Source organism: Echinicola rosea, from assembly GCF_005281475.1.
Classification (GTDB): domain Bacteria; phylum Bacteroidota; class Bacteroidia; order Cytophagales; family Cyclobacteriaceae; genus Echinicola; species Echinicola rosea.
Genome location: NZ_CP040106.1, coordinates 3,520,508 through 3,539,041, shown reverse-complemented (window position 1 = coordinate 3,539,041; position 18,534 = coordinate 3,520,508). Strand labels below are relative to the sequence as shown.

Annotated in this window: 16 protein-coding genes; 8 read left to right on the top strand and 8 right to left on the bottom strand. The window is 42.5% G+C overall.

Features of this window, described 5'->3' with window-relative positions; translation table 11 throughout:
* Positions 1-22: 22 nt before the first annotated feature.
* On the bottom strand, positions 23-994 hold the full coding sequence (locus FDP09_RS14100; RefSeq protein WP_137403279.1) for a tryptophan 2,3-dioxygenase family protein: 972 nt from the start codon (positions 992-994) through the stop codon (positions 23-25).
* 129 nt (positions 995-1,123) lie between these two features.
* On the opposite strand from FDP09_RS14100, the gene FDP09_RS14095 reads away from it, so the two are divergent.
* Entirely contained in the window at positions 1,124-2,332 is a 1,209-nt protein-coding gene (locus FDP09_RS14095; protein ID WP_137403278.1) for an acyl-CoA dehydrogenase family protein, read from the top strand.
* Positions 2,333-2,336: 4 nt separating this feature from the next.
* On the opposite strand, the gene FDP09_RS14090 is transcribed toward FDP09_RS14095, so the two are convergent.
* A complete protein-coding gene (locus FDP09_RS14090; RefSeq protein ID WP_137403277.1) occupies positions 2,337-3,434 on the bottom strand; it encodes a DUF1573 domain-containing protein in 1,098 nt (365 codons plus the stop codon).
* A gap of 71 nt (positions 3,435-3,505) precedes the next feature.
* Between FDP09_RS14090 and trpS the strand changes: the two genes are divergently transcribed.
* The 4 genes from trpS to FDP09_RS14070 all read left to right on the top strand — a co-directional run bounded on the left by trpS (position 3,506) and on the right by FDP09_RS14070 (position 9,024).
* Entirely contained in the window at positions 3,506-4,480 is a 975-nt protein-coding gene (trpS, locus tag FDP09_RS14085; RefSeq protein WP_137403276.1) for a tryptophan--tRNA ligase, read from the top strand.
* A 151-nt stretch (positions 4,481-4,631) separates the two neighbouring features.
* Positions 4,632-6,032 (top strand): MBOAT family O-acyltransferase, encoded by a 1,401-nt coding sequence (locus FDP09_RS14080; protein ID WP_137403275.1) that lies wholly within the window; start codon positions 4,632-4,634, stop codon positions 6,030-6,032.
* A gap of 11 nt (positions 6,033-6,043) precedes the next feature.
* The gene (locus tag FDP09_RS14075; RefSeq protein WP_137403274.1) at positions 6,044-6,982 is read left to right on the top strand and encodes an SGNH/GDSL hydrolase family protein; all 939 of its coding nucleotides are present in this window, start codon (positions 6,044-6,046) and stop codon (positions 6,980-6,982) included.
* A 26-nt stretch (positions 6,983-7,008) separates the two neighbouring features.
* A complete protein-coding gene (locus FDP09_RS14070; RefSeq protein ID WP_137403273.1) occupies positions 7,009-9,024 on the top strand; it encodes a polysaccharide lyase family 8 super-sandwich domain-containing protein in 2,016 nt (671 codons plus the stop codon).
* 50 nt (positions 9,025-9,074) lie between these two features.
* On the opposite strand, the gene FDP09_RS14065 is transcribed toward FDP09_RS14070, so the two are convergent.
* Positions 9,075-9,497 carry a hypothetical protein gene (locus FDP09_RS14065; RefSeq protein WP_137403272.1) on the bottom strand — a complete coding sequence of 141 codons (423 nt, stop codon included), beginning with the start codon at positions 9,495-9,497 and terminating at the stop codon, positions 9,075-9,077.
* A gap of 306 nt (positions 9,498-9,803) precedes the next feature.
* Between FDP09_RS14065 and hppD the strand changes: the two genes are divergently transcribed.
* Positions 9,804-10,895, top strand: coding sequence for a 4-hydroxyphenylpyruvate dioxygenase (gene hppD / locus FDP09_RS14060; protein WP_137405039.1), 1,092 nt, complete (start codon positions 9,804-9,806; stop codon positions 10,893-10,895).
* 136 nt (positions 10,896-11,031) lie between these two features.
* The gene (locus FDP09_RS14055; RefSeq protein ID WP_137403271.1) at positions 11,032-12,759 is read left to right on the top strand and encodes a phospho-sugar mutase; all 1,728 of its coding nucleotides are present in this window, start codon (positions 11,032-11,034) and stop codon (positions 12,757-12,759) included.
* Between the two features lie 52 nt (positions 12,760-12,811).
* Here the strand turns inward: FDP09_RS14055 and truA are convergent, their stop codons facing one another.
* The 4 genes from truA to FDP09_RS14035 form a co-directional block, all read right to left on the bottom strand.
* The gene (gene truA, locus FDP09_RS14050) at positions 12,812-13,594 is read right to left on the bottom strand and encodes a tRNA pseudouridine(38-40) synthase TruA (protein WP_137403270.1); all 783 of its coding nucleotides are present in this window, start codon (positions 13,592-13,594) and stop codon (positions 12,812-12,814) included.
* A 61-nt stretch (positions 13,595-13,655) separates the two neighbouring features.
* Positions 13,656-14,615 carry an L-histidine N(alpha)-methyltransferase gene (gene egtD, locus FDP09_RS14045; RefSeq protein WP_137403269.1) on the bottom strand — a complete coding sequence of 320 codons (960 nt, stop codon included), beginning with the start codon at positions 14,613-14,615 and terminating at the stop codon, positions 13,656-13,658.
* 12 nt (positions 14,616-14,627) lie between these two features.
* Complete coding sequence (gene egtB, locus FDP09_RS14040; protein ID WP_137403268.1) at positions 14,628-15,770, bottom strand: ergothioneine biosynthesis protein EgtB; 1,143 nt, start codon at positions 15,768-15,770, stop codon at positions 14,628-14,630.
* Between the two features lie 63 nt (positions 15,771-15,833).
* Entirely contained in the window at positions 15,834-16,772 is a 939-nt protein-coding gene (locus tag FDP09_RS14035; protein ID WP_137403267.1) for a succinylglutamate desuccinylase/aspartoacylase family protein, read from the bottom strand.
* 152 nt (positions 16,773-16,924) lie between these two features.
* Here FDP09_RS14035 and murB point away from each other — a divergent pair, with 152 nt between their 5' ends.
* A complete protein-coding gene (gene murB, locus FDP09_RS14030; RefSeq protein ID WP_137403266.1) occupies positions 16,925-17,944 on the top strand; it encodes a UDP-N-acetylmuramate dehydrogenase in 1,020 nt (339 codons plus the stop codon).
* Here murB and FDP09_RS14025 read toward each other — a convergent pair.
* Positions 17,941-18,423, bottom strand: coding sequence for a deoxycytidylate deaminase (locus FDP09_RS14025; protein ID WP_137403265.1), 483 nt, complete (start codon positions 18,421-18,423; stop codon positions 17,941-17,943). The genes murB and FDP09_RS14025 overlap by 4 nt on opposite strands.
* Positions 18,424-18,534: the final 111 nt, after the last annotated feature.

Sequence of the window (18,534 nt, the reverse complement as noted above, 5' to 3'; positions counted from 1 at the left end):
CTAGGTACCCACCGGCAAATCATCACAATTCTTCCTGACCAAACACCTCTTTGACCACCCATCCTTTGCCCCACTCGTCGATTTCCTTTTCGGTCCACAGTTCAGGGTAAAAGACCACTTTTTGAAAGCGGGGAGGAAGGTATTTCTGCCAATTGGTACCTCCTGTAGCAGCGATATCGGCAGGAGCTCGATGAAGGTAACGTACCGCCGATTTATAATGAGCCAAAGGCCAATAGACATTTGCTTTAATATCTAGTGTCCTCATCAGTTCGGTGAGCTCATCATCGATTTCTGGACAGTGCTGATAGATTTTCCACAGGTTTTTCTTTCTGTGCTTCAGGATGAGTTCCTTAAGCTGTTTACCGTATTTTTCTTCGAATGTCTTCAAGGTAAGGGTTTTTTCACCAGTAGCCAGCTCCTTGGCTCCAAACTGCCAATAAAGGATATCAAAAAGACTGTCCACATTGGTGAGGTTAATATCACTGTAATCTTCCCTTTCCTGAAGATTTACGAGATACTGGATTTCCGTGGACATGATTTCAATAATTCGATACTGGGCACTCTGAAATCCGCTGGACGGCAAAAGCGACATCCTGAATTTTAGAAACTGCTCCTTTTCCATGCCTTTCCACATCACCGAAAAAGAAGATATCAACTGATCAAAATACATGATGATGCGTTCTAAACGCTGCTTTAAGAAAGCGGCATTCGGCTCTTCTTTTTCACTTATTTGTTCCAGTTCCCATATGATCAGGTTAAAGTAAAGCTCCGTGATCTGATGGTAAATGATGAAGATTTTTTCATCCTTAAAAGAAGTCTTGGGCTGTTGTAGGGTCAGCAGTGTATCCAGGTTGATATAGTCCCAATAAGTGAGATAATCAGCATACAATAGTCCTTCTAAGTAGGACAGCATATCCTGACCGGAAGCCTTGTATTTTTCATGTAACGACTGGATTTTTTCGATGATCTCTTCCGAAGGTTGTTCCTTGCTCATGGATTTTATTTTTGCAGCTTAGCTGTCATTTTTTCAAACTTCTTGGCTATATTTTAGATGCTTTAGCGACAATAGTATCAAAATATAAAGTGTAAAATTCCATCTAAAAACCCAATAAACCAAAATTATATGTCGTCATTTCAAACTCAAAATGCTTCATCCAAACAGGATGCCTTTGAAGGTGTGGATTTTTATGGTATCGACGACCTGCTTTCTGATGAACATATATTGATCCGCCAATCGATCAGGGCCTTCGTAAAAAAGGAAATATCCCCATATATCGAAGGCTGGTCCCAAAATGCACACTTCCCGTCAGAACTCATACCGAAGTTTGGCGAAGTTGGTGCTTTAGGTCCCCAAATCCCTCCGGAATTTGGAGGCGGAGGGCTTGACTATATTTCTTATGGGCTGATCATGCAAGAAATCGAGCGGGGCGATTCCGGTATGCGTTCCACCGTTTCGGTACAAGGCTCCCTGGTCATGTACCCCATTTACACACTGGGAAGTGATGAGCAGCGTAAAAAATACTTGCCTAAATTGGCATCCGGTGAATGGCTAGGTTGTTTTGGTCTTACCGAGCCAGACCATGGATCCAATCCCGGAGGGATGAAAACCCATTTTAAGGACAAAGGGGATCACTATTTGCTCAATGGCGCTAAAATGTGGATTTCAAACGCCCCTCAGGCGGATATAGCGGTAGTCTGGGCCAAAGATGAAAATGACAGGATCCATGGCCTTATCGTAGAAAGGGGCATGGAAGGATTTACCACACCAGAAACGCACAATAAGTGGTCCTTAAGGGCCAGCTGTACTGGCGAATTGGTGTTTGACAATGTACAAGTACCTAAGGAAAATCTGCTGCCAGGAAAGTCAGGCCTCAGTGCGCCATTAATGTGCTTGGATGCTGCAAGGTATGGAATATCCTGGGGAGCCATCGGTGCGGCCATGGACTGCTATGAATCTGCCAAAAGATATGCTCTGGAACGTATTCAGTTCGATAAATCTATTGCATCATTTCAATTGGTACAAAAAAAATTGGCAGAAATGCTTACTGAAATCACAAAAGCTCAATTGCTGGTCTGGCGACTAGGAACACTTAAAAACGAAGGCAAAGCCACTTCAGCCCAAATTTCCCTGGCCAAAAGAAACAATGTGTCCATGGCTTTGGACATTGCCCGGGAGGCGAGGCAAATCCACGGAGCAATGGGAATCACCGGGGAATACCCGATTATGCGCCACATGATGAATTTGGAATCCGTCATCACTTATGAAGGTACACATGACATCCACCTATTGATTTTGGGCAATGAGATCACCGGAATCCCAGCCTTTAAATAAAAGACTAATCAATCCTGCTCTTGACCACTATGGTGCGGGTCGGATTTAAGGGATCATTACTGAATATCGACACCATTTTATGGTCTATTCCAAGCCTACCGGATGGATCAAAGATAAGCTTCAAGGTGGTCTTTTCTCCCGGCTCTAGGTCATAAGTGGGCAAGTCAAACTGCATACATTCACAGTTGGTCACGACTTTGCGTATATTTACCGGCTCCGGACTCATGTTGCTAAGGGTAATTTCACGCTCTACCTGTTCATTGCTGGAAATTTTTCCCAGATCCACTTCTACTTCCGAGACCCCAAGTCTAGGCACCTGATTAATTTCACTTTTTGCCACTGGAGCAAAGTACTCCTGTACCGTCGTAAGCAATCTCAGCGAGATTCCTTCATTACCACTGGCTTCTATCTGAAAAGTCACCTTTTCATCAAAGAAGCCCAGATCAGCCTTCTCTGCTCCATCGTACTGAATGGCCAGCAGTCCCCGTGATTTTGCGGGTACGATAGCTGGGATCATATTGATTTTTACATGCGGGGGCAATCCACTGAGGGCATCGTCCAAGGTAATGGGAAGATCTTTAAAATTGTAAAAATCTACATATTTAACCTTCGGTGCATTGGTAAAAACATCCCCCATATTGATAGAGCTGAACCTAAAACCTAGGTTTCCCACTTTGTAATCATAATAAGAAGCGACATTTTCCGGATAAGGAATATTAAAACCTTCCAAGTAGAGCGTATCACCTGCAGGATTGATGTTGGTTTTCACCACCACTTTCTTTTCAAAAGCCCCACCAAAACCAGTAGGCTGGTAATCGACTTTGATGGCTCCAATTTGGTTATGCTGCAATGTATCCTTGATAAAGTCCACTGTGGTACATCCACAGTCGGTATCCACCGCTTCGATGACCACAGGTGAAGTACCATCATTGACCACAAAAAATTCTGTGGTGACTTTTCCATATTCCTCCATGACTGAGCCTAGCGAAGCTTTTTGTCTTTCCCAGATAAGCGGGGAATCCACAACCGACTGAGCATGAACAGGTAAAGAAAAACCAACCAAAGTAAGTACACAAATGGGTATGAACAGGATATTCTTCATGGACACAAATAACGGTAAAATTCAGGCGAATTGTGTCCTATTTTCCTTAATTTGCGTCAAAAATTTAACCGATGGCAAGAGTATTAACAGGAATTCAAAGTTCGGGCAGGCCTCACTTGGGAAATATCTTAGGGGCAATCATCCCGGCCATTGAGCTTACGAAAAAGGAAGATAACGATTCATTTATTTTTATTGCAGACTTTCACTCCCTGACTACCATCAAGGATGGTGATCAGCGAAAAGAAAATGTGCATGCGGTAGCAGCTGCTTGGCTGGCATTTGGATTAGACATCAGCAAGACTACCTTTTATCGTCAGTCAAGAATTCCAGAAATAGCTGAGTTGACATGGTACTTAAGCTGCTTTACTCCCTTCCCTATGCTAGCCAATGCCCACAGCTTCAAAGACAAATCCGATAAGCTTTCTGATATAAATGCAGGTCTTTTCACCTATCCTGTGCTGATGGCTTCGGATATTTTGATTTTTGATGCGGATATTGTGCCTGTCGGGAAGGACCAACTTCAGCATTTGGAAATGACCAGGGATATTGCGAGTGCCTTTAACCACCGAATGGAAGAGGAAATCTTATCAATGCCTGAATCCAGGGTAAACGAAAATGTCATGATCATTCCGGGCACGGATGGCCAAAAAATGAGTAAATCCTATAATAATTATATCGACATTTTCTTACCTGCCAAGCAGCTAAAGAAAAATGTCAACAGCATCGTCACAGACAGCACTCCACTGGAAGAACCAAAGGATCCCGACACCTGTAATGTCTTCAAAATCTATAGTCTGATCGCATCGGCAGAGCAAACAGAATCACTTCGACAAAAATACCTAGGTGGAAACTTTGGGTATGGACATGCAAAAAAAGAGTTGTTGCAGTTGATTACGGAAAAATATGCCAAAGAACGTGAGATCTTTGATTATTACATGAACAACCTGGAAGAGCTGGATGCCAAGCTGGCAGAAGGAGAAAACAAGGCACGTGAAATAGCACAAACTACACTAAACAGGGTAAGGTCAAAGCTAGGATACAGGTAGCCATAGGACATAAAGTGGATCAAAAGGCCAGGTTTTAGACTTGGCCTTTCTTTTTAATAATATTTTAAAATACATTTTTCACATTTTAAAATACTTTTTACTACATTCGTAATAACCGTACTTCACTTTTATAGAAAAAACTAACACAAATATGCTGTTTAACTCCATAGAATTTGCATTCTTCTTGCCTATAGTGTTTTTTGTTTACTGGCTATTACTTAAAAACACCATAAAAGGCCAAAATATCTGGTTGTTAATTGCCAGTTACTTTTTCTATGGATGGTGGGATTGGCGGTTTTTATTTTTAATCCTGTTCAGTTCTATTGTCGATTACACCATCGGACTCAACCTGCACAAGGCCACCAAAGAGTCCAAAAGAAAATTATTGCTGCTCATAAGTGTATTCATCAACATTGGTTTTCTCTGCTATTTTAAATACTTTAATTTCTTCCTTGATAGCCTGGATGAAGCGTTCACCTTACTCGGAAGACCACTAGAATCCAGCAGGCTAAACATCATCCTCCCAGTAGGTATAAGTTTTTATACCTTCCAAACCCTGAGCTATACCATTGACATTTATAAAAGGAAGCTTGAGCCCACCAAGGATATTGTGGCATTTTTCACCTTTGTCAGTTTCTTTCCCCAGTTGGTAGCAGGACCAATTGAACGGGCGAGCCACTTGCTTCCCCAATTTTCCAGAAAACGTAATTTTTCTTACGACCAGATCTCACAGGGAGGCAAACTGATGCTTTGGGGGCTATTTATGAAAGTAGTTGTGGCCGATCGTTTGGCGATTTACGTGGATGATGTCTATGTATTGTTGGAAAGGCACTCGTGGATGACGTTGTTTACCGCCCACGCATTCTTTGCCTTCCAGATCTATTGTGATTTTGCAGGTTACTCGCTGATCGCCATTGGGTGCGCCAAATTATTTGATTTCCATTTGATGGACAATTTCCGTCGCCCCTATTTCGCGACCTCGTTTAAATCTTTTTGGAGCCGTTGGCATATTTCATTGTCCACTTGGTTTAAGGATTACGTCTATATTCCCATGGGTGGAAATAGGCAAGGGAATTTTCGTGCAGGCCTCAACCTCATGGCTACCTTTGTTATCAGTGGTTTTTGGCATGGTGCCAACTGGACGTATATTATCTGGGGGGCACTCCATGGTTTCTACCAAATCATGGAAAAATACGTATTTAAGTTCAAGCTTCCCAAACCAATCAATTGGCTTATCGTATTTTCGTTGACCTGTTTGGCATGGGTATTCTTTAGGGCACCATCCGTCGGAGATGCCATGACCGTGTTAGAAAGGATCATCACCTTCCAAGGTTCTGGTATTTATTTCGGGGACAAGGGAATCTTTCTGTTTGGGCTTCTGGGCCTATCCATCCTGATGCTACATGATTATGTTATGGAGTTCAAACCCGATTACCAATTTCTCTACCACAAGAGCCCTATCGTAAGGTACGCGGCCATTGTGGTTTTGATGATGTTTATCACCACATTTGGTGTATTTGACAATAGTCAGTTTATCTACTTTCAATTTTAAATTTCGCTACGATGAGAAGATTAATCAAAAATATGGCGATTATCATAGCAAGCTTTCTTGTGATGGACTTTTTGATAGGAACGGTCTTGGACGCTACCTTAAAAAACAGTCCCGACGGCAGATTTTATAAAATCCAATATACCTTATCAGACTGTGTAGATGACATCATCATTTATGGCAGTTCAAGGGCAGAAAGCAATTATGTACCTAAGGTCTTTAGGGATTCCTTGGGCCTTTCTTGCTGGAATTCAGGGCGAGGTGGGCAAAGTCTCCCCTTCATGTATGCGATGAACAAGGCAGTGACCGAAAGGCATTCTCCTAAAATCGCCATCATCAATGTAGAAGACATATTCCTGGAATACCGTGAAGAAGAACATTCCTTCTTTGATCGGGCTGCAGGGATTTTGCGGCCATTTTATATTGACCATCCATCTGTAAGAACTATAGTAAATCATAATTCCTATGCAGAACCCTACCTAAATTATTCCAACCTATACGCCTATAATTCATCCTATTACTACCTCCTTCGACCATATGCCATTGAGGGCCTGGACGGAAAAATTGAAGATGCCGGTTGGAAACCCAAACCTGGTAAACTAAAATCCCAAAAGTATGAGCAAAGGGTGGTTCAAGAGGACAATGAGTTAAATCCAGAATATGTAGCACTATTTGATGAATTTATTACGTCCTTGCGTAATCGAGGAACACAGGTTTATGTCATCACCTCTCCCAACTACAAAGAAAAGGTAGTCAGCACCAGAACTTTGGAATACATTAAGAACAGAAAGGATATAGTCTTTTTTGATTTCTCAAATGATACTAGGTTTACCGACAATAAAACCTACTATAATGACCCCAACCATATGAACCGGACCGGAGCTATTGCCTTTTCTGCCGAAATCGCAAAAAAAATTAAATCCCAAACAAACTATCTTAGTGCAACCAGATAAGATGCCTTCACAAATATTATCTACCAATGGCTTTAACCTTAAAACATTACACTCTACTCTTTCTTCTATGCCTGCCCTCCTTTTTCACAACTGCCAGTACCACAAAAGAAGGAGATGTCATATTGGAAAAATACAGGTCAATACTACTCCGAAACACCGTTAAGGACAATAATGTGTCAAATATCGTCGATAGGTTTGACAAAAGTACTGGAAAATGGAAGGACCTCAATTATCAGGATTCAGATAAAACAGGTTGGGATCCGACTACACATATCTATCGCACTTCTTATTTAAGTTATGCATTTTTCGATGAACACTCCGATTACTATAAAGACGATCAACTCGTAAACATTATAAACCTATCGCTCGACCACTGGCTAAACGAAAATTATGAAAACAGGAATTGGTTCCCTATGCAAGTGTCGATTCCGCGATCCCTGCTAAACACAGCCATTCTTTTGGGCGACAAAATTACCCAAGCCAATTATCAAAACATCTTGGATTACGCTTCAAAGGTCAAGATTTATAAAGCGGGTGCCAACTTGATTTGGCTGGCAGACAATGTCCTCCACTATGCCCTCCTTGTGGGTGATGAAAATAAGGCCAAAGAAGCAATAGCGCAAATAGTGAATGAAATCCAAATTGGGGCACCTTCTGGAATTCAAAAAGACTATAGCTTTTACCATCATAAGGAACGCCTACAGCAATTCAGTTATGGCGGTGCCTATCTTAAAATCAGTGCTCGAATAGCGTGGGAGCTTGACGGTACTTCCTTTGCTTTACCACAGGAGAAAGTCGATATTTTACGGAAATTCCTGACAGAAGGTATGTGGTGGATGGCTAGAGGAGAATACACCGTCCCTCCTACCATTGACAGGGCTTGCAGCAGAAAAGATGCATTGAAAGGAACGGTATCGATAGAAACAGTTAATTTTCTAAAAGATCTTGACCCTGAAAACCCTGCTCCGTACGAGTCTATTTTGAAGAGCCTTACCAGCCCTCTACCCATTACGCCCAAAGGGTCCAGGGCATTTTATAAATCAGATATCCTCACCCATCATTCTGAAAACGGGAGTTTTTTCATCAAAATGCTTTCCGACAGAAACCTTCCTGCTGAAAGTATCAATGGAGAAAACAGCAAGGGTAAATTCATGAATTATGGCAATACTTACTTTCTAAAAAACGGAAAGGAATACTATAACCTAATGCCCTTTTGGAACTGGAATTTTCTGCCTGGATTCACCTATGTAAAGGAAACCGAGGCTTATAACCGCCACCCCTTTACAGGAAGCCTTTCGGCAGACGGCATGGGCGTGGCGGTCATGGACTATGAACTGGAAGATAAAGATGGAAACCGTGCGCTTTCTGCTCAAAAATCATGGTTTACGTACAAAAATGTCATGATAGCAATGGTTTCGAATCTCCAATCATCAAAGGGTGAATCCACCACATCTCTTGACCAATCACTATGGGCCGGTTGGGTAAAATCAGGAGAAAAAGTATTTCCTACAAGTGGTGATTACGACATTACCAATGAAGGATGGGTATATCACGATGGCTTTAGCTACGGCTCTACTTCGGCAAAAAAGTTTGGGGTCAATTTATCCAATACCAAAGCTTCTTGGGGAGACATTAACATCAAGTACAAAGGAGAAGCCCCCAGTCAAAAAAAAGTTTTTCTTCCATACATTAAACATGATTCTGACAACTTCGATTATTATGTTGCGAATGTACCTTCCTTAGAAGCTGCAGACAACCTCCACCAACAGCCATTTTGGAAAATACTGAGCAACTCGGCTGACTTACAAGCCATTGAATTTAATGATGGAATTATAGCAGGTGTCATTTGGACCCCAAATAAAGAAATGAAAGTGGGAAAACTGACAGTAACTTCTGATGTGCCGGTATATTTCATTAAATCTTCATCCGGACTTACACTGACTACGCCAAACCCGGCACATAAAAATTTCAATATTACTGTAAATGGCCAGCGCCATCAAATTAAAAACAATTTTCTAAAGGGAACGCTTTTACCTTTTTGAAACCAATAAAAAAGCCGAACAGCGGTTATTCCTGTTCGGCTTTTTATAATTTATCGTGATCGCCACAAGTCCTTCATCGGGACGCCATTTATCTGCATTACGAAGCGAGTAGGATTCGGGATGATGATAATGCGAACATCCTGGCCATCAAACTGCTCCGACTCTATGGGCACGCCCTCTTTTCCTTTTACTTCGTAAGAGACAACGCCCTTCGCATCGGGAAGCATAGGAGTGTATTTATTTGCCAGATAGGCAGATGGAAGCAAAATATCCGTGTCAGAATCCAATTTATCATAAATCTTTGCCAATTCTCCTTCTAGTTCGTCACCATACTCTTCATTGAAGTCATCTTCGAGATCATGCATTTCTTCTTCGATATCATCATAATCTTCATCTGCGTAGGTCAACTTACTAAGCTCGATCCTCTTCTCTACAATAGCGGTTAGGTCCTTATCTAACTTCTCTAAATCCATTATTATTTTACTTGATTTTCAAATGAAACATGAAATTAGAGAATCCACTGAGAGTTTCCAAAAAGAAAGCTTGATTCTTATTTTACTTACTGAAGTATTGCCAATCAATCCATATTTCTGGGGGAAATAGGGCTCTACATAGGGAGCTTATGGCATCCTTTGACAGGCTCGGACGAAAAACAGAGCAAATTAACTTACACTCAGCAGCTAATTCCTTTTTTCGAACAACACATCCACTGTTAAATGCATCTCTAAAAGGTTATATTTGTTTAAAGAGAAAAAGATATAAACCCAAAATACTCCATGATGAATACTGACTTTCTTCCGATAAACGGCACTGACCATGTCGAATTCTACGTGGGAAATGCCAAGCAATCCTCCATATATTATCAAGCAGCATTTGGATTTGAACTTGTGGCATATGCAGGACCCGAAACTGGACTTAGGGATCGTGCATCCTACGTCCTCCAACAAGGTAAAGTAAAATTGGTACTTACTTCCGCGTTGACAGAAGACCACCCTATTGCCCAGCATGCATCGAAACACGGGGATGGCGTGAAGGTACTGGCATTGTGGGTAGATGATGCAGAAAAGGCTTGGCATGAAACCACATCCCGGGGAGCCACCAGTAATGAGCGGCCTTTTAAGATCAGTGACGCCAATGGAACCGTAAGGCTTGCCTCCATCAGTACTTATGGAGACACGATCCACACGTTCGTAGAGCGAAAGGATTTCAATGGTCCTTTTTTGCCCGGCTATCGGTCCCAAAAAGGTATCAGCACCTCTCCAGTAGGCCTTAAGTACATTGATCACTGCGTGGGAAATGTAGGCTGGGGAGAGATGGACAAATGGGTGAAATTTTATGAAAATGTTATGGGGTTTAAACTCTTGGTCACCTTTGATGACAAGGACATTTCTACGGCATATTCTGCACTCATGTCAAAAGTGGTTTCAAATGGCAATGGTTATATCAAATTTCCCATAAACGAACCTGCTCGGGGCAAAAAGAAATCCCAAATCGAAGAATACCTTGATTTTTATAATGGTCCCGGAGTTCAGCACATCGCTATCGCCACGGACGACATTATTTTTACTGTAAGTGAGTTGCGAAAACGGGGAGTTGAGTTCCTGAAAGTCCCCGAAAATTATTACGACAGCTTAACAGACCGTGTAGGCAAAATAGATGAGGCCGTTGAAGCGTTAAAACAATTGAACATTCTAGTGGACCGGGATGAAGAGGGCTACTTGCTACAGATCTTTACAAGGCCCGTACAAGACCGCCCGACCCTGTTCTACGAGATCATTCAGCGAAAAGGAGCGAAATCATTTGGAAAAGGCAACTTCAAAGCACTATTTGAAGCCATTGAGCAAGAACAAGCCCTAAGGGGTAATTTATGAGTTTGCTCATGTAGAATTACTTATGATGTACAAAAAGGAAAAGTTTTTTTACTTTTTCGTTATCTCCCATTCACTGAAGTGGCATTAAACGCAATAATGCTTAAATTAGGATTTCATTTTAAGCTTTTTATTAAACATGACAGACACATCCATTATCAGCAAGGCCCAATCGTGGCTTAACAGCAACATTGACGAAGAAAGTAAGACCAAAATCCAACAGCTATTAGACGCATCAGATTCATCGGAACTTGTCGATTCCTTTTATAAGGACCTGGAGTTCGGAACCGGCGGACTCCGTGGCGTAATGGGAATTGGTTCCAACCGCATGAATGTGTACACTGTAGGAATGGCCACACAAGGATTGGCCAATTACCTGCTGGCCTGTTTTCCTGGGGAAGAAATAAAAGTAGCTATCACCCATGATTCCAGGATAAACAATACGCTTTTTGCCGAAACCACTGCTAATGTCCTTACCGCCAATGGCATTAAGGTAAAGTATTTTGAAGAAATGCGCCCTACTCCCATGCTTTCTTACGCCATCAGGCACTATGGTTGTAAAAGCGGCGTAATGATCACCGCTTCACATAACCCGAAGGAGTATAATGGCTACAAAGCGTACTGGGAAGATGGCGGACAGATCGTGGCACCTCACGACAAAAACATCATTATGGAGGTTCAGAAAATCAAATCCATTGATGATGTTAAATGGGACAAGAATGATGCGCTGATCGAGTATATAGGCCAGGAGATGGACCTCACGTACCTGAACGATATCAAAAAATTCAGCCTTTCCCCTAAAGCCATTCTTAACCAACGGGACATGTGCATCGTGTTTTCTCCCATTCACGGTGCTTCTGGAAAAATGGTCCCAGCTGCCCTGAAAACGTTCGGTTTTGAAAACATACATGTCGTAAAAGAGCAGGAGCAACCTGACGGGACTTTCCCTACTGTGGTATATCCCAATCCTGAAGAAGCTGAAGCCCTAAGCCTATCCCTGAAGCTTGCAAAAGAAGTCAATGCAGAACTTGTCCTTGCCTGTGACCCTGACGGTGACCGCTATGCCGCTGCCATTCCCAATGAAAAAGGCGAGTATGAACTACTCAATGGGAACCACACTGGTAGCATCCTGACCTATTACCTCCTAAACCAGTGGAGAGAACATGGACTCTTTACCGGAGAGCAATTCATGGTAAATACCATTGTTACCACCGAATTGATCGAGGAAATCTGTCGTGGATTTAATATCCCTTGTTACAGGGTATTGACAGGTTTTAAAAATATTGCTGCCATCATTCGTGAACTTGAAGGCAAAAAACAGTTTGTCGGTGGTGGGGAAGAAAGTTATGGATTCTTGGTTGGTGATGCCGTAAGGGACAAAGACGGTGTTTCTGCCTGCGCCATGTTGGCAGAAGTGGTAGCCTATTATAAAGAAAAAGGCATGACCCTCTTTGATGTCCTTGCCGAAATCTACCAGGAATATGGTTTCTACAAAGAATCACTGATATCCGTCACCAAAAAAGGAAAAGACGGCGCAGAGCAAATCCAGCAGCTCATGCACGGCTTTAGGACCAATAGGCCGGAAGCCATCAATGGTACCAAAGTGGTAAAAGTGATCGATGTAAAAGAAAGCAAACTATACAATATCGCTGAGGGTACGGAAGAAGATCTCGACATGGATAAAAGCAATGTCATACAATTCTATTTGGAAGATGGGAGTAAGATTTCTGCTCGACCATCTGGGACTGAGCCAAAAATCAAATACTACATTTCCGTAAACGAGCACCTTCCAAACCGTGACGCCTACCGAAAAGTAGAGGCTTCCTTGACCGAAAAAATCAATGGACTGAAAAAATTCTTTGAATAAAAGCGACTTTTGATTCCAGAGCCCTTTTCTTTTGAAGAGGGCTCTTATTATTTCAGAAAAGCACCTCTTCCAATACCAAACCCCTTGCGGGAGCTTTTTCGCTCAGCGGAAACACCTCTTTTGTACCTTTTAGGGCTTTTTCTAGCTCATCAACAGTGAGCTTTCCCCTTCCCAGATCATAAAGTGCCCCCATCATTAACCGCACTTGGTTCCTCATGAATCCTTTGCCTCTTACGCTAAAGCAGTATATAGCGGTACGAATCTCCCATTCCGGTACTGCCTGCTTAAATGCCGTCACAGATGATGCGACGATTTCCCTCTTAAAAACCGCTTCGGCTTTTGGTTTGGTACAAAAATTCCTAAAATCATTCACCCCTTCAAAAAGCTTGGCAGCTTCCTGGATCAAGGGAATGTCAAGGGCTTCAGGAAATACCACTACATAAGGAGCTGAAAAAGGATGAGGTTTAGCCCCAAAGGAAAAATAATACCGGTATTCCTTCTCTTTGACATCCTGGATAATATTAAAATCCGGACCTATGGGTGCTGCGGATAACAGTCGAATATCATCGGGAAGAAATGCATTCACTCCCTTCACCATCCCCTCTAGCTGCTCCTCGTAGGCAGAAAAAAGCTCGAACGCCCCTTGCATGCAAGACACTCCTGCATCTGTCCTTCCTGCTCCCAAGAGCTTAAATTCTCCATGTCCAAGCCAACCTTTAAAGCTCCTCTCCAGCATTTCTTGGATGGTCTTTACCCCAGGTTGTTTTTGCCAACCGTGATATCGAAAACCAAGATACTGCACATGACATAAATAGGTAAAGGGCTTGCTTTGCATGAGAGGTTTCTTTTTAACGAATCGCGAAGGTAACCATCATGAATACAAGAAGCAATATCCCCTATTGCTTCTGCCAAAGGCTATTGGTAAAATAATGATCTTGATCCTCAAAATCTTGGACCACCAAGAAGCCACTTTTTGCTGCCAATTTCTCCAATTCATGGTGGCTGTATTTTTTTGATACTTCGGTATGGATAGGCTCTGCCTTTTCAAAATAAAAATCCCTCTCCAAGCCTTTAACGCATATCTTTTGGCTTTGTGTGCTCACCAGATAGCTTCGGCATTCTCCAGTGACCGGATCGTACATCGGCCAGTGCTTGAATTTTGTCAGGTCAAAATCTCCTCCGAGCTCTTTATTGATCCGGGCAAGAATATTGAGATTAAAATCTCTCGTCACACCCTCCGCATCATTATAAGCACGCAAGATGATGTCTGGATCCTTTTTCAGATCAAAACCAATCAACAGATGATCTCCTGATTTAAGCGACTCGGCAACATTACGGAGCATACCGACCGCTTGCTCATAATGAAAATTTCCGATATTGCCTCCCAAAAAAAGTAAGAGGGTAGGGTGATCGTTTTCCCATTTCCTTTGCTCCAGTGCACGTTTATAGGTACCTACAATAGGTTCCACATCCAAAGATGTAAAAGACTGCTGAAGGTCTGCTTTGAGCTCATCGAGTACCGTACTTGAGATATCAATTGGAAAATAAGTAAAATCCGCACCCTCCTGCTGCAAATGATTGATCAATATTTTTGTTTTAAGCCCATCACCCGCGCCCATTTCCACGAGGTTAAAACGAGATGATATTGATGGGGCCAGAATAGCTGCTTTATACCTGTCCAGAATGGCGAATTCTTTCTTGGTAAGATAATATTCCGGAAGACGCATTATTTGTTGAAATAGCTTGTCCCCACGTTGGTCATAAAAGTATTTTGAAGAAAGGTATTTTTGTGGAGCGCTGAGCCCTGCCAGGACATCCTTGGCAAACTCGGTTTCTGTTTTAAGGGTATATTCCATAGAAAGTTGGATTTATTTCTTACAAAGTCTTATTCCCGAAAACTGCCATTGATATTGTGGATGGAAAAAATTGCGGTACGTACTTCTCGAATGGCCCGGTGAAGTGGCGACCGAAGCTCCACGAAGCACCATCTGATTGACCATAAACTTGCCGTTATACTCACCTATGGCACCGGGCGCTTTTTGGTAGCGAGGATAAGGGAGATAAGCTGAATTGGTCCATTCCCATCGTTCTCCCCATGAAAATCTTTTGCTGCCTATCTCCCACTCTGCTTCTGTAGGCAATCGACATCCGGCCCATTCTGCATAGGCTGCCGCCTCATAAAAGGACACATGTGCCAAAGGAGCATCCAAGTCCATCTCCTTTTTCCCATCCAAAGTATAATAATACGCAGCTCCATTCTCCAGCATCCAATATAACGGAGTGCCGATTCCCTCCTGCTGTACCCATGCCCATCCGTCAGAATGCCAATATTCTGGATTTTCATACCCTCCTGCATGTACAAACTCCAGGTATTCCCTATTGGACACAAGCTTTGAAGCAATTTGAACATCTTCGAGATACACCTTGTGCCGTGAACACTCATTGTCATAGCAAAACCCTTCCCCTACATGGCCGATTTCATAGATGTCCTCCCGTATGTTAATCCAGCCACTTCCCTCCTGTTTGGGATACTCCTTGATGTTCAGCACGGCGGGTAGCAATGGATTTAGCCATAGATTGTATTTCAGATCGGTCACCAAAAGTTCTTGGTGCTGCTGTTCATGATTGAGGCCAAGCCGAATAGTATCTTCCACTTCAGCTGTCATACCCCCCTCAATGATCAATTTCATCTGTTCATCAATAAACCCGCGATAATCAAATACCTCTTCGGTAGTAGGCCGTGTCATTAGTCCGCGTTGGTTTCTGACGGTCCTGGCTCCGACGGCATTATAATAACTGTTAAAGAAGTAACTGAAATCAGGATGAAATTCCTTATAATCCATAAGATAGGGTTTGAGCACGAATGTTTCAAAAAACCAACTGGTGTGCGCAAGGTGCCATTTTACGGGACTTACATGCTCGGCAGCCTGGATCACAAAATCCTCTGTTTCAAGATGGGAACATAGCTGCTCACTTCTTTCTCGAATCTGAATATAGTCTTTAAAAGTCATCAATTATGGGTCACAAAAATGGTACCTAATATTTTTAAAGTAATTTACGTAATTATCTCCACATCAACCTTTTCCTATGTGGAACAGTGCATCACCGGCATTTACTACTGGTGAATTATTTAGGCCAACCACAAAACCATTGGAACTACTCTTTACAGGAACTTTCACTTGGCCATAAGGATCAGAAATACGAGCCAAAACTTGCCGCTTCTTTACCTCATCACCTATCTGTACGACAGGTGTGAAAATACCGGAAATCTTTGCCCTGGTCCAAGAGCTCTCCTTAATGATAATCGGTTCGTCAATAGGAATATCCTCATCGATCACCCCCAAGTAACTCAACATTCTTTTGGTGCCCCTGATAGCTTCGTCAATCGAAAACTCGTCCAACCTCATGGACTCTCCGCCTTCATAGACCAAAATGTGCTTCTTTCGCTTAAAGGCCTCCTTTCTGAAGGATTTGTCGATATGGGAAGAATTCAACACAAACCGCGCACCAAATGCCTTGGCCATTTCCATCCCTATTTTATCTTTAAAATCCACTCGGATTTGAGGATAATTCCCCAGCATCCTTCCACCGGTGTGAATATCAACACCATAGTCAATGACCGGAATAATTTCATTGGTGAGGATATAAGCAATCTGGGATGCCAGCGATCCCTTGTTATTCCCAGGAAAACTCCTGTTCAGGTCCCTGCCGTCCGGAAATGTCCGGCTATTGCTTAAAAAGCCATATACATTCACAAGGGGAATATAAATGATCGTACCCCGCACCGGTTGAAGCAGTTCTTCTTCGAGCATGCGCTTTACCGCTACGATTCCGTTGATTTCATCCCCATGCACCCCTCCACTGATCAGCACTACTGGACCATCTTCTTTTGCCCTTCGGATAAACACCGGCAAATCAATCAAGGTATGAGTAGGCAATCTGGCAATGGCAATCTCAATGTTGATCGACTGTCCCGGTCTGATTCGAATGCCATTAATAATCATTTCTTTCATGCTAACTATAATCTTTGTTTGGAATCTCGTTTCTTTATTTTTAAAATCTTATTTATTTCGCAAAAGCTTTTGCTGTACCATATCAATATATAACTAAGTTCGTTACACCATTAGCGAGTGACCAGTCCCAATAGACCAAGCAAATATCATTCATGAATATACAAGAAAACATTTCTTTAAAACCATACAACACTTTTCAAATTGACAAAAATGCCAGGTTTTTTGTAGAGGCACATTCAATAGAAGACATAATAGAAGCGCTAAAGGTGGCCCGAGACCAAAGCCTTCCCGTGCTTATTCTTGGAGGAGGCAGCAATGTCCTATTGACGAAAGATATATTTGCGCTGGTGATAAAAATCAATATCAAAGGAATCGAAGTCTTTAGAGAAAATGACACACACGTCTGGGTGAAAGTCGGTGCTGGTGAGGTATGGCATGATTTTGTCCTCCATGCGATCGACCAGCATTGGGCTGGAATTGAGAACCTTTCTCTTATCCCGGGCACCGTGGGGGCATCTCCGATGCAAAACATCGGTGCGTATGGGGCAGAAATCCAAGAAGTCTTTGACCACTTGGAAGCTATCAACAGGACCAGTTTGGAAACCGAAACCATCGGAAAGGAAGCATGTAAGTTTGGATACCGCGAGAGTATTTTCAAAAACGTGGCCCGTGACCAGTACATTATCACTCATGTAACCTATAAGCTCTCCAAAGAACCGACGTTCAATATAAGTTACGGTGCCATCCAATCCACTTTAGATGAGATGGGCCGGAAAGAAAATGCCTATACACTAAGGGATATCAGCGATGCCGTCATCAAAATCAGACAAGAAAAGCTTCCAGATCCTCAAAAACTGGGCAATGCCGGCAGTTTCTTCAAAAACCCCGTGATTTCGGAATCACAATTTGAACAACTGAAGCAACTTTATCCGGAGATCCCCTTCTATCCACAGGAAAAGGGCATAAAAATCCCTGCTGCTTGGCTGCTCGAAAATGCAGGATGGAAAGGCAAAACGTTTGGCAATGTGGGTGTCCATAAAAAGCAACCTCTTGTCCTGGTAAATTATGGTGATGGTGACGGCGCAGCGATCAAGGCCCTGGCAAACAAAATCCAACGGGACATAAAAGAGCGATTTGATATTGACCTCCACCCGGAAGTCAACTTTATTTAAATAAGATGATCTTCGTAAACAATCTCCTTATCGTAACGCTCCACTTCCACTCCGAATTTCTTTAGGAACTCTACGCCTTCATCAAAGGGCAAACCTTTATACTCGGCATAGGAATACATATACACTACCTTGGCCACTCCCATGCTATAAATAATCCTAGCACATGCCAGACAGGGCGCCAAGGTTACATATAACGTAGACCCTTCTACAGAAGCATTGTTTTTAACGGCATACAGAATGGCATTTTGTTCGGCATGGATGGCCAAAGAACAGCTCCCCTTGCTATCTCTGCTACAACCGCTTTCGGGAAATTCCTCATCACAATTATGCGTACCTGAAGGAGGTCCATTGTATCCGATAGAGATAATTCTTGTCTCCTTGGTCAGGACAGCCCCGACATGCTTCTTAATGCAGTGTGATCTTTTGGCCAAGTTAACGGCCAGTTCCATAAAAATATCATCAAAATCAGGTTTGCTCATCGCTTTCTCCCATTTACCGTTCCACAAAAGTACATAAGAATTAAAAATTGCCGAGGAATATTCCCTTTTAAATCCATTTCAGGGCCATTAATACCCATGTTACAAAATGCG